The sequence below is a fragment of the Klebsiella sp. CN_Kp097 genome (assembly GCF_040064495.1).
Lineage (GTDB): Bacteria > Pseudomonadota > Gammaproteobacteria > Enterobacterales > Enterobacteriaceae > Klebsiella > Klebsiella aerogenes.
The window spans coordinates 18,147-41,498 of record NZ_JBEAIL010000032.1; the positions used below are offsets into that span (position 1 = coordinate 18,147).

General features: G+C 56.4%; 26 protein-coding genes. 9 read left to right on the top strand and 17 right to left on the bottom strand.

The window, feature by feature from the left end; translation table 11 throughout:
• Positions 1–177 precede the first annotated feature (177 nt).
• Positions 178–609, bottom strand: a complete 432-nt coding sequence (locus tag ABLV07_RS23100) for a carboxymuconolactone decarboxylase family protein (RefSeq protein ID WP_015703232.1) — start codon at positions 607–609, stop codon at positions 178–180.
• A gap of 90 nt (positions 610–699) precedes the next feature.
• Here ABLV07_RS23100 and ABLV07_RS23105 point away from each other — a divergent pair, with 90 nt between their 5' ends.
• Positions 700–2,058 carry a PLP-dependent aminotransferase family protein gene (locus tag ABLV07_RS23105; protein WP_348853668.1) on the top strand — a complete coding sequence of 453 codons (1,359 nt, stop codon included), beginning with the start codon at positions 700–702 and terminating at the stop codon, positions 2,056–2,058.
• 76 nt (positions 2,059–2,134) lie between these two features.
• Here ABLV07_RS23105 and ABLV07_RS23110 read toward each other — a convergent pair whose 3' ends face one another.
• Entirely contained in the window at positions 2,135–2,482 is a 348-nt protein-coding gene (locus ABLV07_RS23110) for a DUF883 family protein (RefSeq protein WP_015370080.1), read from the bottom strand.
• Between the two features lie 149 nt (positions 2,483–2,631).
• On the opposite strand from ABLV07_RS23110, the gene ABLV07_RS23115 reads away from it, so the two are divergent.
• The gene (locus tag ABLV07_RS23115) at positions 2,632–2,994 is read left to right on the top strand and encodes a DUF2002 family protein (RefSeq protein WP_015370081.1); all 363 of its coding nucleotides are present in this window, start codon (positions 2,632–2,634) and stop codon (positions 2,992–2,994) included.
• 64 nt (positions 2,995–3,058) lie between these two features.
• On the opposite strand, the gene alaE is transcribed toward ABLV07_RS23115, so the two are convergent.
• A complete protein-coding gene (gene alaE / locus ABLV07_RS23120) occupies positions 3,059–3,508 on the bottom strand; it encodes an L-alanine exporter AlaE (RefSeq protein ID WP_015370082.1) in 450 nt (149 codons plus the stop codon).
• Positions 3,509–4,224: 716 nt separating this feature from the next.
• Here alaE and stpA point away from each other — a divergent pair.
• Positions 4,225–4,626: a DNA-binding protein StpA gene (gene stpA, locus ABLV07_RS23125; RefSeq protein WP_032706443.1), complete on the top strand. Its 402-nt coding sequence runs from the start codon at positions 4,225–4,227 to the stop codon at positions 4,624–4,626.
• 42 nt (positions 4,627–4,668) lie between these two features.
• Here the strand turns inward: stpA and ABLV07_RS23130 are convergent, their stop codons facing one another.
• Positions 4,669–4,848, bottom strand: coding sequence for a hypothetical protein (locus ABLV07_RS23130; protein WP_015370085.1), 180 nt, complete (start codon positions 4,846–4,848; stop codon positions 4,669–4,671).
• A gap of 208 nt (positions 4,849–5,056) precedes the next feature.
• Here ABLV07_RS23130 and lpxO point away from each other — a divergent pair, with 208 nt between their 5' ends.
• Positions 5,057–5,959 (top strand): lipid A hydroxylase LpxO, encoded by a 903-nt coding sequence (lpxO, locus tag ABLV07_RS23135; RefSeq protein WP_015370087.1) that lies wholly within the window; start codon positions 5,057–5,059, stop codon positions 5,957–5,959.
• On the opposite strand, the gene ABLV07_RS23140 is transcribed toward lpxO, so the two are convergent.
• The 3 genes from ABLV07_RS23140 to ABLV07_RS23150 form a co-directional block, all read right to left on the bottom strand.
• The gene (locus ABLV07_RS23140) at positions 5,956–6,477 is read right to left on the bottom strand and encodes a rhodanese family protein (RefSeq protein WP_032712372.1); all 522 of its coding nucleotides are present in this window, start codon (positions 6,475–6,477) and stop codon (positions 5,956–5,958) included. The two genes, lpxO and ABLV07_RS23140, sit on opposite strands and share 4 nt — an antisense overlap.
• 9 nt (positions 6,478–6,486) lie before the next feature.
• Positions 6,487–6,786, bottom strand: a complete 300-nt coding sequence (locus ABLV07_RS23145; RefSeq protein ID WP_015370089.1) for a metalloregulator ArsR/SmtB family transcription factor — start codon at positions 6,784–6,786, stop codon at positions 6,487–6,489.
• Between the two features lie 77 nt (positions 6,787–6,863).
• Positions 6,864–7,469 (bottom strand): NAD(P)H-dependent oxidoreductase, encoded by a 606-nt coding sequence (locus ABLV07_RS23150; protein ID WP_032712369.1) that lies wholly within the window; start codon positions 7,467–7,469, stop codon positions 6,864–6,866.
• Positions 7,470–7,571: 102 nt separating this feature from the next.
• Here ABLV07_RS23150 and ABLV07_RS23155 point away from each other — a divergent pair, with 102 nt between their 5' ends.
• Both ABLV07_RS23155 and ABLV07_RS23160 read left to right on the top strand, forming a co-directional pair.
• The gene (locus tag ABLV07_RS23155; RefSeq protein ID WP_348853663.1) at positions 7,572–8,510 is read left to right on the top strand and encodes a LysR family transcriptional regulator; all 939 of its coding nucleotides are present in this window, start codon (positions 7,572–7,574) and stop codon (positions 8,508–8,510) included.
• A 59-nt stretch (positions 8,511–8,569) separates the two neighbouring features.
• A complete protein-coding gene (locus ABLV07_RS23160) occupies positions 8,570–9,166 on the top strand; it encodes an undecaprenyl-diphosphatase (RefSeq protein ID WP_047056643.1) in 597 nt (198 codons plus the stop codon).
• Here the strand turns inward: ABLV07_RS23160 and ABLV07_RS23165 are convergent, their stop codons facing one another.
• Positions 9,167–10,948, bottom strand: coding sequence for a sigma-54-dependent Fis family transcriptional regulator (locus ABLV07_RS23165; RefSeq protein WP_047057976.1), 1,782 nt, complete (start codon positions 10,946–10,948; stop codon positions 9,167–9,169).
• A gap of 265 nt (positions 10,949–11,213) precedes the next feature.
• Between ABLV07_RS23165 and ABLV07_RS23170 the strand changes: the two genes are divergently transcribed.
• The gene (locus ABLV07_RS23170) at positions 11,214–12,734 is read left to right on the top strand and encodes an aldehyde dehydrogenase family protein (protein WP_015703226.1); all 1,521 of its coding nucleotides are present in this window, start codon (positions 11,214–11,216) and stop codon (positions 12,732–12,734) included.
• 69 nt (positions 12,735–12,803) lie between these two features.
• Here the strand turns inward: ABLV07_RS23170 and ABLV07_RS23175 are convergent, their stop codons facing one another.
• The 7 genes from ABLV07_RS23175 to ABLV07_RS23205 are packed head-to-tail and all read right to left on the bottom strand — an operon-like array spanning position 12,804 to position 19,722.
• Positions 12,804–13,748, bottom strand: a complete 945-nt coding sequence (locus tag ABLV07_RS23175) for an ABC transporter ATP-binding protein (RefSeq protein WP_063443396.1) — start codon at positions 13,746–13,748, stop codon at positions 12,804–12,806.
• The gene (locus tag ABLV07_RS23180) at positions 13,741–14,730 is read right to left on the bottom strand and encodes an ABC transporter ATP-binding protein (protein ID WP_348853661.1); all 990 of its coding nucleotides are present in this window, start codon (positions 14,728–14,730) and stop codon (positions 13,741–13,743) included. Before ABLV07_RS23180 ends, ABLV07_RS23175 begins: the two co-directional genes overlap by 8 nt.
• Positions 14,730–15,620, bottom strand: coding sequence for a D,D-dipeptide ABC transporter permease (ddpC, locus tag ABLV07_RS23185; RefSeq protein ID WP_162184156.1), 891 nt, complete (start codon positions 15,618–15,620; stop codon positions 14,730–14,732). Before ddpC ends, ABLV07_RS23180 begins: the two co-directional genes overlap by 1 nt.
• 3 nt (positions 15,621–15,623) lie before the next feature.
• Positions 15,624–16,643 carry an ABC transporter permease gene (locus tag ABLV07_RS23190; RefSeq protein WP_045366774.1) on the bottom strand — a complete coding sequence of 340 codons (1,020 nt, stop codon included), beginning with the start codon at positions 16,641–16,643 and terminating at the stop codon, positions 15,624–15,626.
• 60 nt (positions 16,644–16,703) lie between these two features.
• The gene (locus tag ABLV07_RS23195; protein ID WP_015370099.1) at positions 16,704–18,266 is read right to left on the bottom strand and encodes an ABC transporter substrate-binding protein; all 1,563 of its coding nucleotides are present in this window, start codon (positions 18,264–18,266) and stop codon (positions 16,704–16,706) included.
• Positions 18,263–18,844: a D-alanyl-D-alanine dipeptidase gene (ddpX, locus tag ABLV07_RS23200; RefSeq protein ID WP_015370100.1), complete on the bottom strand. Its 582-nt coding sequence runs from the start codon at positions 18,842–18,844 to the stop codon at positions 18,263–18,265. Before ddpX ends, ABLV07_RS23195 begins: the two co-directional genes overlap by 4 nt.
• A gap of 11 nt (positions 18,845–18,855) precedes the next feature.
• Positions 18,856–19,722 carry a MurR/RpiR family transcriptional regulator gene (locus ABLV07_RS23205; RefSeq protein ID WP_015370101.1) on the bottom strand — a complete coding sequence of 289 codons (867 nt, stop codon included), beginning with the start codon at positions 19,720–19,722 and terminating at the stop codon, positions 18,856–18,858.
• Positions 19,723–20,031: 309 nt separating this feature from the next.
• On the opposite strand from ABLV07_RS23205, the gene ABLV07_RS23210 reads away from it, so the two are divergent.
• A complete protein-coding gene (locus tag ABLV07_RS23210; protein ID WP_032722579.1) occupies positions 20,032–20,817 on the top strand; it encodes a CatB-related O-acetyltransferase in 786 nt (261 codons plus the stop codon).
• A gap of 10 nt (positions 20,818–20,827) precedes the next feature.
• A complete protein-coding gene (locus ABLV07_RS23215; protein ID WP_042893169.1) occupies positions 20,828–21,589 on the top strand; it encodes a transporter substrate-binding domain-containing protein in 762 nt (253 codons plus the stop codon).
• A gap of 50 nt (positions 21,590–21,639) precedes the next feature.
• Here ABLV07_RS23215 and ABLV07_RS23220 read toward each other — a convergent pair whose 3' ends face one another.
• Together ABLV07_RS23220 and ABLV07_RS23225 are read right to left on the bottom strand one after the other, a co-directional pair.
• Positions 21,640–22,248 carry a hypothetical protein gene (locus ABLV07_RS23220; RefSeq protein ID WP_020078137.1) on the bottom strand — a complete coding sequence of 203 codons (609 nt, stop codon included), beginning with the start codon at positions 22,246–22,248 and terminating at the stop codon, positions 21,640–21,642.
• Between the two features lie 171 nt (positions 22,249–22,419).
• A complete protein-coding gene (locus tag ABLV07_RS23225) occupies positions 22,420–23,214 on the bottom strand; it encodes an SDR family oxidoreductase (protein WP_047064141.1) in 795 nt (264 codons plus the stop codon).
• Positions 23,215–23,352: the final 138 nt, after the last annotated feature.

A 23,352-nucleotide genomic window follows, 5' to 3' on the forward strand; every position in this document is an offset into this window, starting at 1 on the left:
TATTTCCATTTAAGATAACAAGACGGCGTAAAACATCGTGCCGAACGTTATGGGCTTACTGTTCAGGAAATACTAGATGTAGTTATTTAAAACTTCAACCACGCAATATATAGAGTTTTTCGATAAGTTATCCCCCACCGACTAGCCTGGCGGGGGAGGGAAGTCGATACCCGAAAATTACATCCGCATCGCGACCGCAAGTCGGTTGAAGGCGTTCATCAGGCTGATGGCGAAGGTTAAATCGCTAATCTGGCGGGGGGTAAAATGCTCTTCTAAAGGCAGGTACACCTCATCTTCAGCGTGGCTGGCTGCGATATCAGTAACCGATTCCGCCCATGCCAGGGCCGCGCGTTCCGCGGCGCTGAAGTGGGCGCTTACGCGCCAGCCTGCCAGCGCATCCAGCTTGTCCTGGGCAACGCCGGCTTTGCGTAACGCTTTGCTATGCATCTCAAGGCAAAAAGCGCAGCCGTTAATTTGCGACACCCGCAAATAGACCAGCTCCACCATCGTGCTGCCCAATTCGCTTTTTTCCAGCGCTATGCTGGCCTGAACCAACCCCTTATAGATTTCCGGGCTCAGTTCGCTGTACGGCTGACGTAATGTGGTCATCTTGCAGTTCTCCTCTCTAAGACCCGGGCAAAATAGCACTATAATGGACTGCATAAGATAGCCATATTGTGATGAAAAAAGCAGACCATGATGGAAGCCAAAAAAGTGCCGCACTACCAGCGTATCGCCCGACAGCTGAAATCAGCGATTGAGAATGGCGAGCTGGCCCCGGGAAGCCGCCTGCCCGCGAGCCGGGTTTATGCGCAGGAGCTTGGCGTGTCGCGGGCGACGATTGAAAATGCCTGGGGCGAGCTGGTGGCCCAGGGCTGGCTGGAGCGCCGCGGCCAGGCGGGTACCTTTGTCAGCGAGCGCCTAAGCCCGCGGCAGGTCACGGCTCAGCGCCCGACGGCAGGCCAGGGATCCTCCGCGCCGCAGCCTTTTCAAATGGGGCTACCGGCACTGGATCTTTTCCCGCGCGGGGTGTGGGCGCGGGTGATGGGGCGGCGGCTACGGACGCAATCGCGCTTCGACCTCACGCCCGGCGATCCCTGCGGCGAACCGGTTCTCCGTCAGGCGATTGTCGACTATTTACGTCTGTCGCGCAGCATCGAGTGCCAGCCGGAGCAGGTTGTGATTAGCGGCAACTATGCGGCCTCAATGGCGCTAATTTTGCGTACCCTCGCGCAACCGGGGCAGCATATGTGGATGGAGGATCCGGGATATCCGTTCATTCGGCCGGTGGTTAGCGCGGCGGGGGTCAATATCGATCCGGTACCGATTGACCAACAGGGAATGGATATCGACTGGGCGCAGGCACACTCTCCGCAGGCGCGCTTTGCGCTGTTGACTCCAGCGCATCAAAGCCCGCTCGGCGTGGCCCTATCGCTGGAGAGGCGCCGCCAGGTACTGCAGTGGGCGGCGCAGCGCGATAGCTGGATTATTGAAGATGATTACGACAGTGAATTTCGCTATCAGGGGAAACCGCTACCGCCGCTGAAAAGCCTCGATGCGCCACAGCGGGTACTGTACGCCGGGTCATTTAGTAAATCGATGTTTCCCGCGCTGCGCGTCGCGTGGCTGGTGGTACCTCTGCCGTTGGCGGCGCGGTTTCGCCGTCAGGCTGAATTGAGCCACTGTAATGTACCGACCTTATGGCAGCAAACGTTAGCGGACTTCATCAATGAGGGGCATTTCTGGCGCCATCTGAAAAAAATGCGCGCCAGCTACGCGTTGCGCAGGCAGTGGCTGGAGTCGGCGCTGCAGGCGCAGGGTTTTCAGGTAGTACCGCAGTCCGGCGGGATCCAACTGGTGATGGCGGTGAAGGGAGACGATCGCGAGCAGGCTTGGCGCTGCCAACGAGCCGGGCTGGCGGTGCAGGCGTTGAGCGATTGGCGCATGCTTAGCCGCGGTGAGGGCGGGCTATTGATGAGTTTTACGAATATAACGTCGGCGGTGATGGCGCGTGAAGTGGTAGGCGAATTAAAGCAAGCGCTGGCCAGCGGGGAATAACAAAAAACCCTGCGTACCATTGGGACGCAGGGTCAGACGCGTATTTGTTATCTTCACATGTAGTCTATCAACACTATTATCGACGCAAATTAAGCAAAACGCCAATAAATACCCCAACGGCGGCGGCCGCGCCAACGCTCTGCCAGGGTTTATCGCGCACGTAGCTGTCGGCGCAGCCAGCGGCATCCCGGGCGCGTTCAACGGTATCATAGGCCGCCTGGCGCAGGCGGGTATTGCCGTTCAGGCGGGCACGCGTCTCTTTCAGCAGCGACTGCGCTTTTTTGCGCGCATTCTCAGCTTCATCTTTCGCATCGCTGCCCCATGATTTCAGCACTTCTTCCAGCGTATCCGCTAATTGGCTGACTTCGTTATGAATATCCTCGGCGCTTTCATCAATGTCGTTGCGGTTCACACGGTTAGCCATTGGTTTCTCCCTTTGTTCCATTCGAGTTATTAAGTGTAGGACATGATTTTGCATTATGCTTTTGCGGGAGTTTATGGAATTTTCTGAAAGCGCTGCTATTCGTGAATAAGGTAAGGTAAATGTGCGGTAAAAGATAACGAGGAATCAGTATGTATTTAAGACCCGATGAGGTGGCGCGTGTTCTTGAAAAAGCCGGCTTCACCATGGATGTTGTGACGCAAAAAGCGTATGGATATCGCCGTGGCGATAATTATGTTTATGTGAACCGCGAAGCGCGCATGGGGCGTACCGCTTTAGTTATTCATCCGGCGCTCAAAGAGCGCAGTAATTCACTGGCTGAACCTGCCAGCGAGATTAAAACTTGCGACCATTATGAACAGTTTCCGCTCTATTTGGCGGGGGATGCGCAGCAGCATTACGGCATTCCCCACGGTTTTAGTTCGCGGATGGCGCTTGAGCGTTTTCTGAATGGGCTGTTTGGCGAAGCTCAGCCGCAGATGTCTCACGGCTAAATAGTCAAATGCGGGTTGGGTGAAAGCGGGCGACTGGCAGCGGCCAGTCGCTGAATGACAAGGATCAGGCTTTAGCTTGCTGATAAGGGCTGACGCGGAACAGGCGACGGCAGAAGTCGAGAAAGTAGCCGTACACTGCGCCCATCATCATTGATACCAGAATGTTTGAACTGACCGCGGCGGCAATTTGATGCCAGTCTGCGCCTACCGACAGCAGAATCAATACATACACCGGTGACTGGAAAGTCACATATGCGACGACGTCAGCAATGTTTTTCATCCATCCCGAGGTGCTGATTCGGCGCGCCTGGCGCATGGCGAAGTCGCGATAGAAGCCATAAGGCACCGCAATAATAATGTTGACCGGGATCGCGACCAGGCGTGAAGATAACGACTGCTCAAAGGTCATTCCGGAGAGGAAAATTTCGATCATCATATTGACAACGGTGCAGTAGACCACCATTGCAAAGGTGTCTGCTACCGCATGACGCAAGCGGGATTGAGCAGAGAACATCGGTATGCTCCTCGAAAAATGAAGTCAATAACGCCGAAAAGTGCGCATGGTGTAGCGGTTTTGGGCTGCCTGTTTTGATGCGTGTAGAGTATATCTCTGTGTAGTAAGTGACAACTAGCTATAAATTTTTATTTATCGCCTTTTTGTCGATAAAACACTCTGTGAACTGGCGTTTTGCTCAGCTTGCGCTACTTTTGTTCCTTTTTTTGATTATGTTGTTTAATATCAAATAGATATGATTTTGTTTTGTAAGGTGACGAGTAAGCATGACAGGGGAAGGGAGGTTGATAAGGCGGGCGCCTGATTACGTAATGTGATACTGGTCACTATTGGCGTTATTTACTGGATGGATGCCTTTTTATCAGCATTTGCTGCTGTATGTAAATAATGGGTTTTATTCTGATTATGTGAATTTAAATTCATTGTCGCAAAGCTATTGGCATTCCCCACGGCGGGCGATGATTTTATAACTCACTGAAGTGGCTATAAATATAACATTATGAATATTATCATGTCGCACTATGCATTATTCATCTGCGCTAGGCTGTATTTATGTTCTATTTCGCTATTACCCGCCAATAAATTTCAGCGCGTTCATAGGTGTAATCCTGTACATATTTATTTGAATAAGCTAAGGCTGGAAATAAATATACATATCTATTAAACTGAACAGGTAATTCTTGTTTTATTTTTTCGATTTGGGATTTTTGATCTTTATGTCTTTTATGTTACAAAAACTGAATAATATTCGCTCACTGCGTGCTATGGCGCGTGAATTCTCCACTGACGTGCTTGAAGAGATGCTGGAAAAGCTCAGGATCGTCACTGAAGAAAAACGCGCTGAGCAGCAGAAGACGCAACAGCAGCAGGCAGAATATCAGGAGAAAATTAATACCTGGCTGGAATTAATGGTTGCTGATGGTATTTCACCTGATGAATTAGTGCTGCATGAAATGGCCCCGGCGAAGAGCAGTAAAAAGCGTAAGCCGCGTCCCGCTAAATATCGTTATACCGACCATACCGGCGCAGAAAAAACCTGGACCGGGCAGGGACGTATGCCGAAGCCGATCGCTTTAGCCGTCGCGCAAGGGAAATCGCTTGAGAGCTTCCTGATTTAAATCGAGCGTAGGTTAAAACGGTGGGATTCCCCACCGTTTTACTTAGCAGACGCCGAAATCGCCTTCTTCGGTATAAGGCGTAACATCAACCGCTTTCAGAGTAAACTTTTCACCCTGCTCGTTACTTGCCTGAACGACGACCAGACTATCGCCATTCACTTCCACTACCTTCAATTTTGGCCCGCCGACGCGCGGTTGTACCAGATCGCCTGTTGCAAACATGGTGTTTCTCCTGTGCATTGGTCACAACTAAGAACCTAAACGATAGCTCAACGACGCTGACGGATTCAATGATCGTGCTGTTTTTTGTTAAAACAATGTGGGGGTGGATGTATTATCTTTGTTAATGGTTTTAACGGCGCTGCGGTGAAGGCAACTAACGCTGCCAGCGAGGAATGATTAAAAACAGAACATGGTCAGATAAGCGAATATGAAGTATATCATTTTACTTATTATTATAATTGCTGTGCTCTACGTCCATTATCGCGGAAAGGTTCGCTATCGTTTCTGGCGGCAGCTTTCCGATCATTCAACTTTTACCGCGCCGCTTAATGGCTTTATGTACCTTTTTTCTCGCGTGCCAAATACGCCGTATCTACGCCCGGAGACTTTTCCAGAGTTGGCGATATTACAAAAGAACTGGTTGGTTATTCGTGAAGAGGGGATTAACCTGCAGCGTCTGGAGCAAATAAAAGCGGCGGAAAAATATAATGATGCCGGATTTAACTCATTCTTTAAAACCGGCTGGAAACGTTTTTACCTGAAATGGTATGAAGACGCGCATCCCTCCGCCAGCCAGCTATGTCCAAAAACGACCGAGCTGCTGCGTGGGATTCCTTCGGTTAAAGCGGCAATGTTCGCCACGCTACCCGATGGTAGCCGTTTGCCTCGCCACCGCGATCCTTACGCCGGGTCGCTGCGTTTTCATCTCGGGCTGGCGACGCCGAATGACGACCGCTGTTTTATTGAAGTGGACGGCGAACGCTACAGCTGGCGCGATGGTGAAGGTGTGCTGTTTGACGAAACCTATATTCACTATGCGGAAAATACCAGCGGTGAGAATCGACTGATTCTTTTTTGCGATATCGAACGGCCCATGCGTTACCGATGGGCGCAGAAGGTGAACCACTGGCTGGGGCGAAATTTAATGAGCGCCGCCGCCGCGCCGAACGACGTCGGCGACCGCACCGGCGGAATTAATCGCAGCTTCCGTTACATTTATCAAATCCGCATTATTGGCAAGCGATTGAAAAAATGGAATAAAACGGTTTATTACATCGTCAAATGGCTGCTCTTCGGCGGCATCGCCCTACTCATCTGGCAGGCGTTTTAACGCCGGTTCCACGGCATGACCGCCAGCAGGCGCGCCATGCCGCAGAAACCGGTGAGACCAGCGAAAGTGAGCCCCGCGCCAACGAAACCACTCAGCAAGAAAAAGCCGCTGTTGACGGCGTAGCCCAGCACTACGCCCAGCAAAATCAGCGCGCCTGCGGCGATTTGTACCTGGCGCATTAGCGGCAGCGGCTGGGATTTATCTTCGACTATCGGCAACCCCGCCGCCCGCCACGCCTGAATACCGCCAGCCAGCAGCTTAACCTGCGCGGGCGCGGCGGCGGCGGCCAGAAAACTGGCGTTATTTTGCGTGCGCGAGCCGGCCTGGCAGTGAAAAATGATGGTGTCGCCCGGCTGCGCATTGAGCGCCGCGCCGTGAGTTAATTGTTCTAATGGCAGCAGTGTCGCCGCCGGAATATGCTCGCGGGCGTATTCGTCGGCAGCGCGGATATCAATCAGCCGTGCGCCCTGGGCGATAAGCGCCTGGGCTTCGTTGGCTGAAACGGTGGCGATAGTCATAAGGACTCCTTACGGGCAGTAAATGGTCTTCAGCGTGGCGATGACCTGCTGAACGGCGGGATGGGTAATGAAATAGCGCAGGCGCTGCGCATCGCGCTCGCAGTCGATTAGCCCTTCATCACGCATTCGTGCGAGGTGCTGAGAGGTCGCGGAAGGGCTCAGGCCGGTGATTTGCGCCAGCTCGCCTGCGGTTGTACGCGGGGCTTCGCAGAGCATGCACAGAATCAGTAGCCGGTGGGGATTGCTCATCGCTTTCAGCAGGACAGCGGCTTCCCCGGCGCTGGCCTGCAGTTGTTGTGCTGTGGTCATCTTATTTTAGTATTTTCTAAATTTAGATTATTCTAAAATAAAAGATGACCCTTTACCAGCCGTATAAAGAACGGAGCTCACGCCTGCTGAGCGGCCCTGGCGATATGCTGGCGGGCGTGGGCAATGCCCGCGTCGCGGCCGTGCGGGCGAATATCCATCCCTTCGGCATAGATAAATTCAACGTCGCTAATCCCCATCAATCCCAGCACCGCGCGCAGGTAAGGGGTGACCGCATCGCTGGGTTGCCCGTCATGGACGCCGCCGCGCGAACTAATGACCACCGCACGCACGCCTTCCACTAGTCCCTGAGGCCAGGTCTCGGTGTAGCGGAAGGTTTCCCGCGCCCGCGCCACCAGATCGAACCAGTTTTTGAGATCGGTTGGCACGTTGAGGTTATACATCGGCGCGCCGATCACCAGCAGATCGCTGGCCTTTAACTCGCCGATGAGTGAGTCAGAGAGGGCAACCCCTTGCTGAATCGCCGGGCGCGAGTCTTGCGCGCCGCGCAGCGCGGCAAACAGCGCGCCGTCGAGTTTCGGCAAGGCGAGGGTGGTCAGATCGTGTTCGACGACCGAATCCTGATGACCGGCCTCGCGGCGGGTCTGCATATATTCATCTATTAGCTGGTTGGTTAGCGACGCCGGGCCGTTGATGCTGGATTTTAAAATCAAAACGTTACTCATGACGGACTCCCCATAAAGTTGATGGTCCGCAGGGTAACACTGTCTTTTTTTCTCCAGTAGTGACATTATTTTTTATCATTGTATCCATTCAGGAACCAATCAATGCGCAGTGATTTAAATGCGATCCCGGTATTTGTCGCCGTCGTCGAATGCGGCAACTTTGCGCAAGCCGCGGAGAAGCTGAACGTGACGCGCTCCGCCGTCGGCAAGAGCATTTCCCGTCTGGAACAGCGGCTCGGCGTCGCGCTGTTCCAGCGCACCACGCGTCGGCAGGCATTGACCGAAGAAGGCGAGGTCTTTTATCTGCAATCCCGCCGGGCGCTGGATAACCTGCGGGATGCGGAAAATGAAATTCAGCGTGGAAAAACCCTGGTGCAAGGGCGGCTGCGAATCAGCCTGCCGGTGCTGTTTGGTCAGCGCTGTGTGGCGCCGATCTTGTTTCCTCTTAGCCAACGTTATCCGGAGCTTAAGCTTGAGCTGTCGTTTAGCGACCGTCGGGTCAATCTGTTTGAAGAAGGGTTCGATATGGCGATACGTATCGGCGCGTTGAGCGATTCCAGCTTTCTTAAGGCCCGGCGTTTAGGCCAGCACGGCATGATTCTCTGCGCATCGCCGTTATATCTGCATAATCAACCAGCGCCGCAGACGGCGGAAGAACTGCACGAGCATCTTACCATCGGCTATCTCTACGCCGGGCAGATGCAGAAATGGCATTTGCGCGATACGCAGGGAGCGGCGCTCGCGTTTCGCCCTCAGCCCGGACTGGCGATGGATGATTTCGCCGCCATCGCCGCGGCGGCAAAAAGCGGGCTGGGAATCGCCTGGCTGCCGGATTGGCTGGTGGCGGACGAGATAGCGCGGGGAGAACTCCAGCAAATATTGCCGTCGTCCGTCAGCGGCAGTTTTGCGATCAGCGCCGTCTGGCCGGAAGCGGTATGGGTGCCGCAGAAAATTCGCGTGGTGGTAGATGAACTGCTGGCGCGGTTGCCGCAGCAGTTAGCCGGTGGAGAAAACCAGGAGGATTCTTCAGCGTCAGGTTAATCCGGGCTTAAGGTATGCCGGCGATAATGACAGCATGATGACTGTGACGAGAACTCGCCATGAACCTGTTAGAAACGTTTAACCAGAACGCCTTCCTTACGCTGAATGCCGGGCCAGGTACGCCGGACAGCCTATTGCTACTGGCTCAATTCTCCGCCAGCTGGCTTATTCTCATTGTGCCGGCGATATTGCTGGGATTATGGTTCCTTGGCGGTCGTCAGGGGCATCGACAGGCGCTGTTTTGCGCCATGACGATTTTGATAGCGTTAGGGCTGGGGGTTGCCTGTGGAACCCTGTGGTTCCATCCGCGGCCGTTTATGATGCCGCTGGGCCATACCTGGATAAGCCACCCGGCGGATAACTCTTTTCCAAGCGATCACGGCACCGTAATGTTCAGCGCCGCCTTCGCGCTGCTGTCATTACGCCTGCGCGGCATTGGGCTGCTGGTGCTGGCGGCGGCGCTGCCGGTAGCATGGGCGCGTATTTTTCTCGGCGTCCATTTCCCGCTGGATATGCTGGGCGCGGCGCTGATTTCAGCACTGAGCCTCTGCGTAGCAAAAGTGGTCTGGCATCGGTTGGGGCAGACGCTGGTGGCGCTGTGCGAAGCGCTGAGCCGCCGTCTCTTCTCCTGGCTGCCGGCGCGCTTTACGCCGTAGTCACTTCCTTTGTACGCGCGCGGCCCGTCGATACAGCGTGCTGCGCGCGACGCCTAACGCCTGCGCCGCTTTACTCACATTGCCGTTAAAGCGGGCCAGCGTATCGGCAATCAGCTTTGCATCATGTTGTTGAAGCCCGCCCGGAGCGCTGGTTTGCTGCGCGCTTTGATACTCCTCCGGCAGCGCCGCGACGCCCAGGCATTCGCCATCGTCCGCCAGCGCCAACAGGACTTTGAGCAGGCTTTGCAACTGACGCACGTTACCCGGCCAACGACATAATGCCAGTTGATGAATCAGCGCGTCAGAGAGGGTTATATGGCGTTCTGCCGCGCCAAGCGAGCGCCACAACGCTGGAATAAACTGCTTGAGTTCAGGCCATTGGCGTAGCGGCGGGATGGTAAAAGCATACTCGCGCAGGCGGTAGAGCAGGTCCTCGCGAAATGCGCCTTCGGCGACACGCTGCTCGAGGTGACGGTGGGTGGCGCAAATCAAGGCGAAGTTCACCGGCGCGCTGCGATTCCCACCCAGCGGCATGACCTCTTTTTCCTGCAATACCCGCAGCAGACGGGTTTGCAGAGCCAGCGGCATATCGCCGATTTCATCGAGGAACAGCACCCCACCATCGGCTTCGCGAATTTTGCCGATATAGCCGTTTTTATTCGCACCGGTAAAGGCCCCCGCCTGATAGCCGAAAAGCTCCGATTCAATCAGCGATTCTGGAATGGCCGCGCAGTTGATGGCGACGAATTTACCGCTGCGCCAGCGGCTATGCGCATGCAGTTCACGGCTGAGGAACTCTTTGCCGCAGCCGGTTTCGCCTTCGATGCACAACGCGATACCGGCGTTGAGCAGGCGGACCATTTTCTCGCCTTCGCCGGACGCGCAAAACGGCAGGTTAAGTGCTGGTTGTGCGGGGACGGCGACGCTGGCGCGGGTTGGCGCGCGCAGACGGTAGTAGTAGCCACGTTGCTGGAAGGTCATCGGTAGCGGCACGCTGACCGCCGTTTGCGTCAGGCGGGGGAACAACTGCTGGAAGGTCATCTGTCCGATCTGTCCGGCCTGCAGGCCCAGTTCGCGGATGGCCAGGCGATTGGCCGCGGTCAGCAAGTTATCGGAGAAAACCAGCAGCAGCTCTTCGGCGCTATCGAGCTTCTGTACCCGCGAGTGCAGGCTCATTAACCACTGTTGCGGATGCAGACTCTGTTTCACCCACAGATATTCAATCTGTTTGGCGGCCTCTTTTATCCACGCCAGAGAATGGGGATGCGGGATATGCGCCGGGCCGGAAATATCCAGCGCCCCGGCAATCTGGCCATCGGGGCTCTGTAGGGGGACCGCCGCGCAGTACAAATCCTGATTACGGGTTAAATAGTGTTGGCGGCCTTCGACTTCGCAGCTGTCATCAATCGCCAGCGCGGTACCGATAGCGTTGGTGCCGCGACCGCTTTCGCTCCAGATATTGCCAGGCTCCAGCGCGAAGCTTTGCGCTTTTTCCATCGCTGCGCTATTGCCGAAGGTTTGGAGTACCAGCCCGCTGGCATCGGAAAGAATCACTACCGATTGCAGCCCGGCGGCACGTTGCGCCAGCGGCGTCGCCACAGGTTGCGCCAGCCGTTGTAGGCTGCGGTTGCTTTCCAGCACGTCGGCCAGTTCGCCGCCGCGCAGGCGCGGAAATTCGTCGCTCGTTGGCTGCAGGCCATAACGCTGGCTGCGTTGCCAGGAGTCGCTCAGCAGCGCGCTGGACTGCGCCTCGGGGGTGATAGTGAACGGATTTCCTTGCACGGCGCACCTCGTGGTCGGCTGGTTTGTGTTGCAATATTGTAGCAATTTGGTTTTCTTGGTGTTGCGATTCGCAACACAGAAGCGGGATCCTGTGCGACAAAGAGGACGCGAATCGGCAGAGGGATATATGTAATTATTTGGAAATTATGAATTTTATGTGAAGTACGCAAACCTGGCATAACCCCTGCTACAGGAAAAAGCGTGCAGCGGAAAATAGCAAAAACCACCACGCCGCTGCGCCTTAACCCTACAGAAGGAGATTGCTATGCGTTATGTTCATCCTGGCAAACCGGGCGCTTTGGTTTCATTCAAATCGGCCTACGGCAACTTCATAGACGGTAAATTCGTCGAGCCGTTAAGCGGCGAATATTTCATGAATACTTCTCCCGTCGATGGGAGCAACATTGCGCAGTTTCCCCGTTCCGACGCCAAAGATATCGATTTGGCCCTTGATGCGGCACACCGGGCGGCGGACGCCTGGGGGCGAACCTCGGTACAGCAGCGTTCTCATCTTCTGCTGCAGGTCGCCGACCGCATTCAGGAGAATCTGGAGTATCTGGCGGTAGCGGAGAGCTGGGATAACGGCAAACCAATCCGCGAAACCCTGAACGCCGACCTGCCGCTGGCGGTCGATCATTTCCGCTATTTCGCCGGTTGTCTGCGCGCGCAGGAAGGCAGTACCGCCGAAATTGACGACACCACCGTGGCTTATCATTTCCACGAACCGTTAGGCGTGGTTGGGCAAATTATTCCGTGGAACTTCCCGCTGCTGATGGCGGCATGGAAACTGGCGCCCGCGCTGGCGGCAGGCAACTGCGTGGTCTTAAAACCGGCGGAGCAGACGCCGCTGAGTATTACTTTGCTGATGGAAATTATCGGCGATCTCTTCCCGGCAGGGGTGTTGAACGTGGTGCAGGGCTTTGGCAAAGAGGCCGGCGAAGCGCTGGCCACCAGCAAGCGGATCGCTAAAATCGCCTTTACCGGCTCGACGCCGGTAGGCCGTCATATTATGGCCTGCGCGGCGGAGAATATTATTCCCTGCACCGTTGAGCTGGGCGGCAAATCGCCGAATATCTATTTTGCCGACGTAATGGATGGCGAGGAGGAGTTTATCGAGAAGGCGGTGGAAGGGCTGGTACTGGGCTTCTTCAATCAGGGAGAAGTTTGTACTTGTCCGTCGCGCGCGTTGATCCACGAATCGATCTACGAGCCGTTTATGGAGCGGGTAATGGCGAAAGTGATGCAGATCCGTCGCGGCGATCCGTTTGATACCGAAACGATGATCGGCGCTCAGGCATCACGCCAGCAGTTCGATAAGATCCTGTCATATATCAAGATCGCTCGTGATGAAGGCGGTCAGATCCTCACCGGCGGCGATCGCGCGAGCATTACCGCCGAGCTGGATAGCGGCTTCTATATTCAGCCGACGCTGATTAAAGGGCACAACGAGATGCGCAGCTTCCAGGAGGAGATCTTTGGCCCGGTCATCGGCGTAACCACCTTTAAGGACGAGGCGGAGGCGCTGGCGATTGCTAACCAGACGCAGTTTGGTTTAGGGGCCGGGGTGTGGACGCGGGATACTAACCTGGCGTACCGCATGGGGCGCGGCATCAAGGCCGGACGAGTGTGGACTAACTGCTATCACGTTTACCCGGCGCATGCCGCGTTTGGCGGCTATAAGCAGTCCGGCGTCGGGCGGGAAACCCACAAGATGGCGCTGGAAGCCTATCAACAGACCAAAAACCTGCTGGTGAGCTACGGCACTGCGCCGTTGGGGCTGTTCTGATTCATTTATAACGGCTGACCCGGGGGCGGCGTAACCGCCTTCCCCGGGCTACAGGACTGGCGCCCGGTCTCATCTTATTGTTTGTGCTTTCCAGCAGCGGACCTGCGCGCCATTCGCTTGCGCCTCCAGCGGCTGCGGCCGTTCGCAGCCCTGGCTGGCGTAAGGACAGCGTTCCCGAAAGAAGCATCCCGTCGGTAGCCGGCGGTTGCCCGGTAGTTCGGTATTGCGCACGCCTTCGCCTAATGGCGAACCGATGCGCGGTACCGACTCCATCAATAGCCGGGTATAAGGATGCGCAGGATTATCCAGCACCTGCCGCGTCTCCCCCATCTCAACGATTTGCCCGAGATACATCACCGCCACCCGATCGCTCATATGGCGTATCACCGAGACGTTATGCGAAATCAGCACGTAGGTGAGATTCTGCCGCTGCTGGAGTTCGACCAGCAGATTAAGGATCTGCGCCTGCACCGAGATGTCCAGCGCCGAAGTCGGCTCATCAAGCACGATTATCTCCGGCTGCGACGAGAGCGCGCGGGCGATGGCGATACGCTGGCGCTGGCCGCCGGAAAAAGCGTGCGGCAGCCGATCGAGATATTCGCTACGGATCCCCACCTGTAGCGCCAGCTGCTCGGCGAGATCGCGACGCGCCTTTTCAGGCATGCGCGACTGGATCCACACTGGTTCGGTGATGGTGCGCCAGACTGGTAGCCGTGGGTCCAGCGATGAGAGCGGATCCTGAAACACCATCTGCATGCGTCCGCTCTGGTTTTCGCCGCGCGCCGGCGCGCGGGTTAAGTGGCCGGAAGAGGGCTTTAACATGCCCATCAGCAGCTTCGCCAGGGTGCTTTTCCCACAGCCGGATTCGCCAACGATCCCTAAGGTTTCGCCGCGCCTGGCCGTCATATCCAGTCCATTTAGCGCATAGACGCGTTCGATGACTTTGCCGCGCCAGTTTTTCTGCGCGGCAAAGGTCAGGTGCACATCATTGAGGGTTAATAGCGTCTCAGACATGGGCGTTCTCCCGTTGCGGGTACCAGCAGGCAGCCTGTCTATCGGCGGCGCTATCATGAGCCTGCAGCGTGGGGGTGATACCGCAGGCTTCACCCGCGGCGAAGCAGCGTTCGCGGAAGGCGCAGCCGGCGGGAAGACGCGCCAGATTCGGCACGGTGCCGGGAATAGAACGTAGCGGCGTGCGCGGTTCTCCCTTATCAGGAGCGCTGTTTAACAGGCCAATAGAGTAGGGATGCTGCGGCTGCTGCAGCACTTCTCCGGTGTTGCCGCTTTCAATGACCGCGCCGGCGTACATGACGTACAGCCGATCGCACACCTGAGAGACCACTGCCATATCATGGCTGATAAACAGCACCGCCGTGCCGGTCGCCTGGGCCTTTTGCTTTAACAGGCGCAGTACCTGACGCTGCACGGTGACGTCCAGCGCGGTGGTCGGTTCGTCGGCAATCAGCAGGTCGGGTTCGCAGGAGAAGGCGATAGCGATCATCACCCGCTGGCGCATGCCGCCGGAGAGTTCGAAGGGATAGCGCTTGAGCACGCTTTGCGGATCGGCAATTTGCATATCCGCCAGTAGTTCGGCGGCGCGGGCGCGCGCTTCACGCAACGACATGGGACGGTGCTGGCGGATGACGTCTGCCATCTGCTTACCGATGCGTCGGGTGGGGTTAAGCGCGGTCATCGGCTCCTGAAAAATCATCGCGACCTTGCTGCCGCGAATATCGCGTAGCGTTTTTTCCGTCAGGTTGAGCATATCGTGCCCCATCAGGGTGATAGCGCCGCTATGAATATGATAGCTACCGGCGGGAAGCAGCCGCATCGCCAGCATCGCGGTCACCGATTTACCAGAACCCGACTCGCCCACCACGCCGACGATTTCACCGCGATCGATGTGCAGCGAGATATTATTCAGCACGTTGACCTGGCCCTGATAGACCGGGAAACTCAGGCGAACGTTATCGATAGTTAAGACCCGATTTTCCATTAGTTGCGCCCTCCGGCTTTGGGATCCAGTAGATCCTGGATGCCATCGCCAAACAGGTTAAAGCCGACGGCGGTGATCAGGATCGCCGCGCCGGGGAAGGCGCAGTACCACCACTGATCGAGCACGTAGTTGCGGCCGTTAGCGACCATCGCGCCCCATTCCGCGGTGGGCTGCTGGGCGCCGAGGCCAATAAAACCGAGCGTGGCGGCCATCAGAATCGCGCTGCCGATATCCAGCGAGGCCTGCACCACCAGCGGCGGCAGGGCGTTACGCAGAATATGCCAGCTGATCAGATGCCAGCGCGAGGCGCCAAACGTCACCGAGGCCTCGACGAAAGTATGCTGACGAACCACCAGCGTCTGGCCGCGCGCCAGGCGCACGTAAAATGGAATACGCACGATGGCGATCGCCAGCATCGCGTTGAACAGGCTCGGGCCTAACGCCGCCGCCAGCGCCATGGTCAACACCAGCGACGGAATCGACAGCATAATGTCCATCAGACGCATAATCAGCGCGTCGCTGCGCCCGCCAAGCACCCCGGAGAGACAGCCCAGCAGCGAGCCGCTGATCCCGGCGATCAATACCACCGCCAGCCCGGCGGCCACCGACTGTTGGCTGCCGATCAATACGCGGCTGAACAGATCGCGGCCGACCTCGTCGGTTCCAAACCAGTGATCGAACGACGGCGCTTGCAAACGCGCGGCAAGGTTAATAGCGTTAGGATCGTGCGGCGTCAGCCACGGCGAGAAGATCATTAAAAAAAGCATGCTCAGCATGATCGCTGCGCCAATCAGCGTTAGCGGGCTCTGGCGGATCAACCACCAACGACGCTTCCAGTGGCCGCTTTTTTCAGCCTTTGGCCGTGGAAGCGGTTGTTCCTGAGTCATCATCACTTATCTTTCTCCCCGACCCATGCGCGGGTCGATCCATAAATAGAGCAGGTCGACTACCAGGTTGACCAGTACGTAAGCAAAGGAGACCACGATGGCGAAGCCCATCACGGCGGGGAAATCGAGCGCCTGAATCGAAGACACCACGTAAGCGCCCATTCCAGGCCAGGCGAAAACCGTTTCAGTGAGCACCGCGCCGTACAGCAGATCGCCCAGCGCCAGCCCGAGTACGGTGATGGAGGGAATCAGCGCGTTGGGTAGCGCATAGCGCACCACAATGGTGAATTTCGGCAGGCCGCTGGCTAACGCGGTCCGAATGTAATCCTCATTGAGCTGCTCGAGCATTGCCGAGCGGATCTGCCGGGCGACGATGCCAAGATGAACGAAGGCAAGGGTGGCCGCCGGCAAAATGAGGTGCTGCAGGGCATTGAAGAAGACTTCAATATTGCCTTCCAGCAGTGAATCCAGCAGATAAAAACCGCTGACACGGGTGGGCGGATCGAACCAGTCATCGAGCCTGCCGCTGCCGGGTAGCCAATCGAGCTTGCCGTAAAACAAGACGATTACCCCGAGACCGAGCCAGAATGCCGGAGTCGAGATACCGGTCAGCGCCATCAGGCGCACCAGGTGATCGGTCCAGCGATTGCGGTAAACCGCCGACAGCACGCCGAGCGGGATGCCGACCAGTAGGGCAATCAGCAGCGCGCAAAAGGCCAGCTCCAGCGTCGCCGGGAAGAAGGTTTTTAAATCTTCCAGTACCGGGCGGCCGGTGCGAATTGAGGTGCCGAGATCGCCGTGGAGCAGGGCGTCAACGTAGCGGGCAAACTGCTGCCAGAGCGGTAAATCCAGCCCCAGCTGCTGGCGAATATGGCGGACGATTTCATCGCTGGCGCGATCGCCCGCCAGCAGCCGCGCCGGGTCGCCGGGAATCAGGTGCGAAATAATAAAGGTAATCACGCAGACGCCGGCGACGACTAAAATCAGCCCCCAACAGCGCTGCCGTATTAAACCCCAGAAACTCATGATGGCGCTCCTCGGCCGGGCCTGCGACGGCCCGACCCGACAAGATGGAGAGACGGCCCGCTACTTGTGCATGTCGGCGATATTGTAAATCTGCTCAAGCATCGGGTTGAAAACGAAGCCTTTCACCTCCTTGTTCATGGCGACCTGATAGTTCTTCTGGAACAGGTAGACGTAGGCGGCGTCATCAATGACGGTTTTTTGCGCCTGCTGATAATCTTTGGTCCGCGCCGCCTGATCGGTGGTGGCTACCGCCTGTTTCAACAACGCATCAACCTGTGGGTTATCGTAGAACGCGCGGTTTCCCGGCAGCCCTTTTTTGTCCGACTCGAACCAGTAGTTCATAAACATATAGGGGTCGGCGAAATCCGGGCTCCAGTTACCGATAGCGATGTCGTAATCACCTTTACCCACGCGCTCGCGCATGGTGGCGTTGGCCAGTTTCTCCAGCTTGACCTGGATACCCAGCGCCTGCAGGTTGGCCTGAGTGGAGAGCGCAATCGGCTCCCAGTTCGGATCGTTATCAGAGTAGAGGAACGTCAGCGTTTTCGGCTTATCCGCTACCTTGTCCAGCGCCGCTTTGGCTTTGTCGAGATCTAATGAATACTGCATGGCGCTGGCGTCGTAACCCCACATGCCATCGGGGATCGGCCCGCGCATCTGCTTACCGTTACCGCCGAGAATGCCGTCGACCATGCCTTTATAGTCCGTTGCCCACGACACCGCGCGGCGCAGATCCGCCTGGTTCATCGGCGCTTTGCTGTTGTTGAGATACAGATAGGTGACGCGCAGCGCCGGATAGTCGTAGACCGTCACCTTGTCCTCTTTCTTCAATGCCGCAAACTGATCGACCGGCAGGGCGTCGGCGATATCCAAATCGCCCTTGGTCAACTGCAGACGGCGAGCGGCACTTTCGCCGATGATTTTCACCGTGACGCGCTTAAAGGCCGGCTTGTTGCCGCTGAAGTGCGGGTTGGGTACCAGCACCAACTGTTGGCCTTTCTGCCAGCGCTGCAGGCTATACGCGCCGGAGCCTGCGGTGTGCTCGGCCAAATAGGCGCGGGCGTCATCGGCGGCGTTGGCTTTCAGTACCGCCGGGTTAATGATGGAGGCGCCGTCATTGGCGAGGGTATGCAGGAACGGCGCGAAAGATTCCGGCAGCGTGAAACGTACGGTGGCCGGATCGACGACATCCACCTTCAGCCCGCTGGGAAACGCCTCCGATGGCCCCTGTTTAATGCGCATCAGGCGTTCAAAAGAGAGTTTGACCGCCTCTGCCGTCACCGGCGAGCCGTCGGCAAACTGCGCGCCTTTGCGCAGAGTGAAGGTCCAGGTTTTGCCGTCGTCGGAGGCCTGCCAGTTTTCGGCGAGATCGCCTTCGACATCGGTTGAACCTTTGCCATTATCGGTTTTGTATTTGACCAGCCGCTGGTAGGCCGGATAGGTCACCGTCCAGTCGTTGTTATCGATGGTGACGGCCGGGTCGAGCGTTTGCGGGTCGGCGGCTTTGCCGATCACCAGCATATCTTTCGGCACCGCGGCAAAGGCGGAAGGGATGGCGGCGCAGAGCGCGGCGGCTAACAGTAACGGGCGAAAACCTACGGATGCTGGGCGAGTCATGTTCATGGTGAAACTCCGTCAATCTGAGCGGGGGAGAAACAGGCGAAAACATCATCGAGTAGCGGATAACCGGCCGCGTCCGGTAGTTCGAAGTGCCACCATTCCGTGGTAATACCTTTAAAGCCGCCGCCGAACATAATGGCGTTCAGCAACAGGCGATTGCGCTGGGCCTCCTGCGCTACCGCCGGGTGGTAGGGATGCGAGCGATCGTCCATTTCGTCAAAGGCGGTGCCCATGTCGAGCAGGTTGTTGTGTTCATCGAGTAGCGTTACGTCGATGGCGGTGCCGCGGCTGTGGTTGGAGCCGATATTGGCCGGTACGACATAATCCTGGTTCGGGCAGGCATTCCACAGCAGTTGCTGGGCGCGCTGTGGACGATAGGCGTCAAGTACCAGCAGGCGATAGCCCGCCAGCGCGGCGATGGCGATAGATTTCTCCAGCGCGACGGCCGCGTCGGGGTGCAGCAGGCAGCGGGCTTCGCGATAAATCGGTTGGCCGGTAATGTTATCGGCGGTGGCGTATTTCAGGTCGACAGGCAGCGTGGGAAAACGCGCGGCGATATCCACCAGGGAAAGATGGCTCATCGAAAATTTCCTTAACGTTCAAACTGACCAAATTCCTGCTGCAGCGCGCGGTTCGCGGCAAGGCGGCTGGAGAGGCTCGGCCCCAGCCGTTCCACCACCGCGGAGAGCAGCAGATTAAAAAGGCAACCGATCGGCGCCAGCGAATCCCAGAAGTGGCCGGTATCGGTTTTTACCTGTAGTAAATCAACCGGATAGTCGCGCGCCCACGGACACCAGATATCGGTGACCAGCGCGGTGGCAACCCCGCGTTCGCAGGCGACCCGGCAAAACTGGCGTGCGGCGACGGAGTAAGCGCGGGTATCGGTCAGCACCACATAGGGGCGCTGGTATTCAGAATTCAATGATTCCAGCCAGCTACCGGAACTGCCGTCGGCGTAGGTCACGCGCGGGCGCAGGTATTCCAGATGGCTGAAGAACGTGTTGGCGATGCCGCGGGTCGACTGAATGCCAATGATGATAACCGCGTCGGCCTCGGCGATGCGTTGACTGACGCGGGCGAAGGTCGGTTCCTGCGCCAGTTGATAGACATAGCGAATGGCATCCAGCTCCATCTGCAACGACAGGCTGGCGCGATCCGGCTGCGCCTGCTGCTGTGACCAGGAGTCAAGCCGGTCAATCACTCCCCACTGGCGGTAGGGCGTTGAAGCGGGCTCCTTCAGGCTGTGCTTCACGTCATCGAGATTGCGATAGCCCAGCTTGCGCAGATAGCGGCCTACGGTTATCCCGCTGGTGCCGGTGGCCTGCGCAATGCTGTCGGCGGTCTCAAACGGGATATGCTCCCGATGGCTTAACAGCCAGCTGCCAATACGCTTTTCGCTCGGCGTGAGCTGGCTGAAAGTGGATTCAATAATGTGAAACAAGCCGTTGCTATCGTTCATCTCTGCCCTTAATGATAGTTCGCTCTCATTTAACAGAATTCTGATACTCAATTAACAAAGCACGATGTGTGCCAGCTATTGCGGGAAATAGTATTTCCCGCAATAACGCTAATCTATTGGGAAGTGTGCGGATCCTGAGCGTAGGATTTGGTTATTCATTGCACAAATAAGGTGCAATGAATCCTGGTTGTGCATCACAAAACAAAAACATTTCATTAACATTTTGTGATGTGGATAAAGCATGGATGCTATCAATAGGAGGTGTGCTGGCTGGGTGACGACATTACGCTGGACAGGAAAGGGTGAAAAATGAAAATCGCATTTGGCGAAATAAGATCGTTATTACAAAGTCAGCGTATTTTCCTCGGCGGGCAGAGGCTGGTTTGCGACCATCCGTTTTATCGTGATGAGCAACCAATTGAAGTACCAGAAAATTTATGCACTGAACCGTATACCACCTATTGGGGGCGCTGTGGCGAGCGGTTGGCTTCGCTGGGGGCTTTCAGTTACACCCGTACGTTGTTGCCGGCGTTTATTCAGGTTGGGCGCTACACCTCAATCGCTGATAGATTACAGGTATTAGGCGATCGTCATCCCTTAGAGTGGGCAAGCTCCAGCCCGGTTTTTTACGCCCGTCATTCAGCGCTAATGGCAACCCTGGCAGCGGATAACGGACGGGAAAACCATTTTTACGCTTTTGAAAAACAGACGCGCCCCATCGTGATTGGCAATGATGTCTGGATTGGACAAAACGTGACGTTGGCGCAGGGGATTACCATTGGCGATGGCGCGGTTATCGCCGCCAACGCGCTGGTGGTGAAAGATGTTGCCCCGTATACCATGGTTGGCGGGAACCCGGCGAAGCTCATCAAATACCGTTTTGCCGAACCGATTGTTGAGCAGCTGTTAGCGCTGCGCTGGTGGCAATATTCTGCACAGGATATTGCTATGTTTCCGGTGAACGAGGTGGCGCGCTTTTGTGAATTACTGCGCCATGCGCAGGAGCAAGGTGAACTCACGCCGCTTGCGCTACCAAAGCTGACGGCAACGGTGGTGAAAACCGTGGTCGCTGGCGGCATGAAGATGAAATCATAAGGAATTTAAGATGAAGTTAAAGTTGGGTGTGGCCCTGATGGCGACGGTGATAGCCTGCGGCGTCCAGGCGCGCGATATGCAGTCGATTCAACAAAGCGGCGAGTTAAAAGTCGGCGTGCCGGGGGACTACGCGCCGTTGGCCTTTCATAACGGCGCTGGTGAACTTATCGGCTATGACGTCGATATGGCGCACGATCTGGGTAAAACGCTGGGAGTGAAGGTGACGTTTATTATCACCAGTTGGCCAACGTTATCGACTGATTTAAAAGCCGATAAGTTTGATATCGCTATGGGAGGCGTAACGGAGACGGCGGCACGGGCAAAAGATTTCTCCCTGAGCCATCCGGTGGTGGCCAATGGTAAAATCGCCCTGGCGAACTGCAGCGCCGCGCCAGCGCTCGGCAGCCTTGAAAAAATCGACCAGCCGAATGTGAAGGTGATTGTGAACCCCGGCGGTACCAACCAAAGTTTCGTTGATGAGCATATCAAGCATGCGCAGATCATCCGTGTGCAGAACAATGTCGATAATCTGCAGGCGCTGCGGCAAAAAACGGCCGATATGATGGTGACCGACCTGATAGAAGGGGATTACTACCAGAGCAAGGAGCCTGGCGTGTTCTGCGTGGCGAATGAGACGCCGTTCCCCGGCACCGCCAGCTATAAGGTCTATATGATGAATAAGGATAATCCGGCGCTGCTTGAGAAAGTGAACCACTGGCTGGATAGCCAGGACAAAAATGTGCTCAAGCGGAAGTGGAAAATTCAGGGGTAATTCATGATTCGCGCTGCCGCCAGAATGCGACATTCTGGCGGCGCAGTGGATTAGCTTTTCTGCCGCGCCTGATAGCGGAAGTAGCAGTAGTAGCCAATCGAGGCGGTTAGGCAAAGCATGTAGCCGAACGACTCGCTACCCTCTTCAACGGTGTTTTTCACCACCCGCGCGTAGTTCTCATCGAGTACGGCATACCATAAGCCATGCATGCCGAACAGCCGTGAGAAGACCAGAATCGCCAGCAGGCCGCTTATCATCATGCCGTAGTAAGGCGTGCGGGTGTATTGCGCCAGTTGCGACAGCGTTTGACGAGCGTGGCGCAGCGGAGCGATTAGCGCGGCTATCGTCGTTGCCAGCGCGAACCACACCCAGCTGCCGTGAGTAATAAGATCAAACAGCGCATCCAGTTCGCGGATCAGCATCGCCAGGAAGAAGCCGCCAACGAGGATATTACAGTAGCGCAGGAGCTCATATTTTTTCGCCAGCAGGAAGTGCATCAGCACGATTATCGCCAGCACGCCCTCCTGCACTACCTCGGTAAGCGAAATCTCCGGGATATCGTTGCCAAACACCCGGATATCCATCCATAGACAAAGTACCGCGATGGCGGAAGCCGCCGCTGCGCCGAGAAAGAAAAGTAAGCTTCTGATGACAGACATTAACACCACTATTTATGTTCAAAACAGCAATGATAAGTATCGTGAATGCGACTTCCTGTTCACTTTGTGCGACATCGCGGCGTGTTTTAAACCTTTTGAGCTATTTAGCGCTAAATAGCGCAACTGCAGGTGAGAAAGGGGAGCTTTGCTCCCCCTGCTTAGCGGGGTAATTCAGACAATATCATCGACTACGCCGCCATCGACCCGTAGCGCGGCGCCGGAGGTGGCGGATGCCTGCGGCGAACAGACGTAGACCACCATATTGGCCACCTCATCCACCGAGGCCGCGCGCTGAATAACCGAAGCGGGGCGCTGCGCCATAACAAACTCTTTCGCCAGTTGTTCCAGCGGCTTACCGGTTCGCGTGACCTCATCTTTCATCATTTCGGCAAAACCGTCAGAAAGGGTTGGGCCGGGCAGCACGCTGTTTACGGTGACGCCGCTGCCGGCGACGTATTTCGCCAGCCCGCGCGCCAGCGATAGTTGCGCGGTTTTGGTTACGCCGTAGTGGATCATGTCGGCGGGAATATTGCGTGCCGATTCGGAGGAGATAAAGACCACCCGACCCCAGCCTTTACGCACCATGGCGGGCAACTGCGCGCGTGACAGGCGAACGCCGGACATCACGTTGGTTTGCCAGTAGTTTTCCCAGGTGGCGTCATCGGTGGCGTAAAAATCCTGCGGGCCGTAAATACCGGCGTTATTCACCAGGATATCGACTTCATTCACCGCCTGCAGCAGTTGGCTGACGCCCGCGGCGTCACTGAGATCGGCCACCGCGGGATAGGGCCGGAATCCCGGCACCTCCTGTTGCAGCCGCGCCATCGCCGCATTAACGCTATGTTCGCTGCGGCCGTTGATAATCACTTCCGCGCCGCTGGCCGCCAGCCCTTTGGCAATGGCGTAACCGATGCCGGCCGTGGATGCCGTCACCAGCGCGACTTTCCCCGATAAATCAATATTCATGGTTGAGCCTTTTTTATGGAATGGAGTAGTAAGCGTAGCAGGTGGGGGGAGGGGGCTTCGGTCAGTGGCAATCAACAATATCGATGGTGATATCGAAATTATCCGTTAGAGCATAGCGCTGAGAACCTCTAATAATGG

Bases quoted from the DNA above. Each gene is read 5' to 3' on its own strand.
- ddpX (WP_015370100.1), bottom strand. From the start codon at position 18,844: ATGAGCCATCTTTCCCTGGTGGATATCGCCGCGCGTTTTCCCACGCTG.
- alaE (WP_015370082.1), bottom strand. From the start codon at position 3,508: ATGTTCTCTGCTCAATCCCGCTTGCGTCATGCGGTAGCAGACACCTTT.
- ABLV07_RS23145 (WP_015370089.1), bottom strand. From the start codon at position 6,786: ATGACCACAGCACAACAACTGCAGGCCAGCGCCGGGGAAGCCGCTGTC.
- ddpC (WP_162184156.1), bottom strand. From the start codon at position 15,620: ATGATGACTCAGGAACAACCGCTTCCACGGCCAAAGGCTGAAAAAAGC.
- ABLV07_RS23105 (WP_348853668.1), top strand. From the start codon at position 700: ATGGAAGCCAAAAAAGTGCCGCACTACCAGCGTATCGCCCGACAGCTG.
- ABLV07_RS23220 (WP_020078137.1), bottom strand. From the start codon at position 22,248: ATGTCTGTCATCAGAAGCTTACTTTTCTTTCTCGGCGCAGCGGCGGCT.
- ABLV07_RS23210 (WP_032722579.1), top strand. From the start codon at position 20,032: ATGAAAATCGCATTTGGCGAAATAAGATCGTTATTACAAAGTCAGCGT.
- ABLV07_RS23180 (WP_348853661.1), bottom strand. From the start codon at position 14,730: ATGGAAAATCGGGTCTTAACTATCGATAACGTTCGCCTGAGTTTCCCG.
- ABLV07_RS23115 (WP_015370081.1), top strand. From the start codon at position 2,632: ATGTATTTAAGACCCGATGAGGTGGCGCGTGTTCTTGAAAAAGCCGGC.
- stpA (WP_032706443.1), top strand. From the start codon at position 4,225: ATGTCTTTTATGTTACAAAAACTGAATAATATTCGCTCACTGCGTGCT.
- ABLV07_RS23140 (WP_032712372.1), bottom strand. From the start codon at position 6,477: ATGACTATCGCCACCGTTTCAGCCAACGAAGCCCAGGCGCTTATCGCC.
- ABLV07_RS23195 (WP_015370099.1), bottom strand. From the start codon at position 18,266: ATGAACATGACTCGCCCAGCATCCGTAGGTTTTCGCCCGTTACTGTTA.
- ABLV07_RS23170 (WP_015703226.1), top strand. From the start codon at position 11,214: ATGCGTTATGTTCATCCTGGCAAACCGGGCGCTTTGGTTTCATTCAAA.
- lpxO (WP_015370087.1), top strand. From the start codon at position 5,057: ATGAAGTATATCATTTTACTTATTATTATAATTGCTGTGCTCTACGTC.
- ABLV07_RS23190 (WP_045366774.1), bottom strand. From the start codon at position 16,643: ATGAGTTTCTGGGGTTTAATACGGCAGCGCTGTTGGGGGCTGATTTTA.
- ABLV07_RS23100 (WP_015703232.1), bottom strand. From the start codon at position 609: ATGACCACATTACGTCAGCCGTACAGCGAACTGAGCCCGGAAATCTAT.
- ABLV07_RS23130 (WP_015370085.1), bottom strand. From the start codon at position 4,848: ATGTTTGCAACAGGCGATCTGGTACAACCGCGCGTCGGCGGGCCAAAA.
- ABLV07_RS23155 (WP_348853663.1), top strand. From the start codon at position 7,572: ATGCGCAGTGATTTAAATGCGATCCCGGTATTTGTCGCCGTCGTCGAA.
- ABLV07_RS23225 (WP_047064141.1), bottom strand. From the start codon at position 23,214: ATGAATATTGATTTATCGGGGAAAGTCGCGCTGGTGACGGCATCCACG.
- ABLV07_RS23215 (WP_042893169.1), top strand. From the start codon at position 20,828: ATGAAGTTAAAGTTGGGTGTGGCCCTGATGGCGACGGTGATAGCCTGC.
- ABLV07_RS23110 (WP_015370080.1), bottom strand. From the start codon at position 2,482: ATGGCTAACCGTGTGAACCGCAACGACATTGATGAAAGCGCCGAGGAT.
- ABLV07_RS23175 (WP_063443396.1), bottom strand. From the start codon at position 13,748: ATGTCTGAGACGCTATTAACCCTCAATGATGTGCACCTGACCTTTGCC.
- ABLV07_RS23160 (WP_047056643.1), top strand. From the start codon at position 8,570: ATGAACCTGTTAGAAACGTTTAACCAGAACGCCTTCCTTACGCTGAAT.
- ABLV07_RS23205 (WP_015370101.1), bottom strand. From the start codon at position 19,722: ATGAACGATAGCAACGGCTTGTTTCACATTATTGAATCCACTTTCAGC.
- ABLV07_RS23150 (WP_032712369.1), bottom strand. From the start codon at position 7,469: ATGAGTAACGTTTTGATTTTAAAATCCAGCATCAACGGCCCGGCGTCG.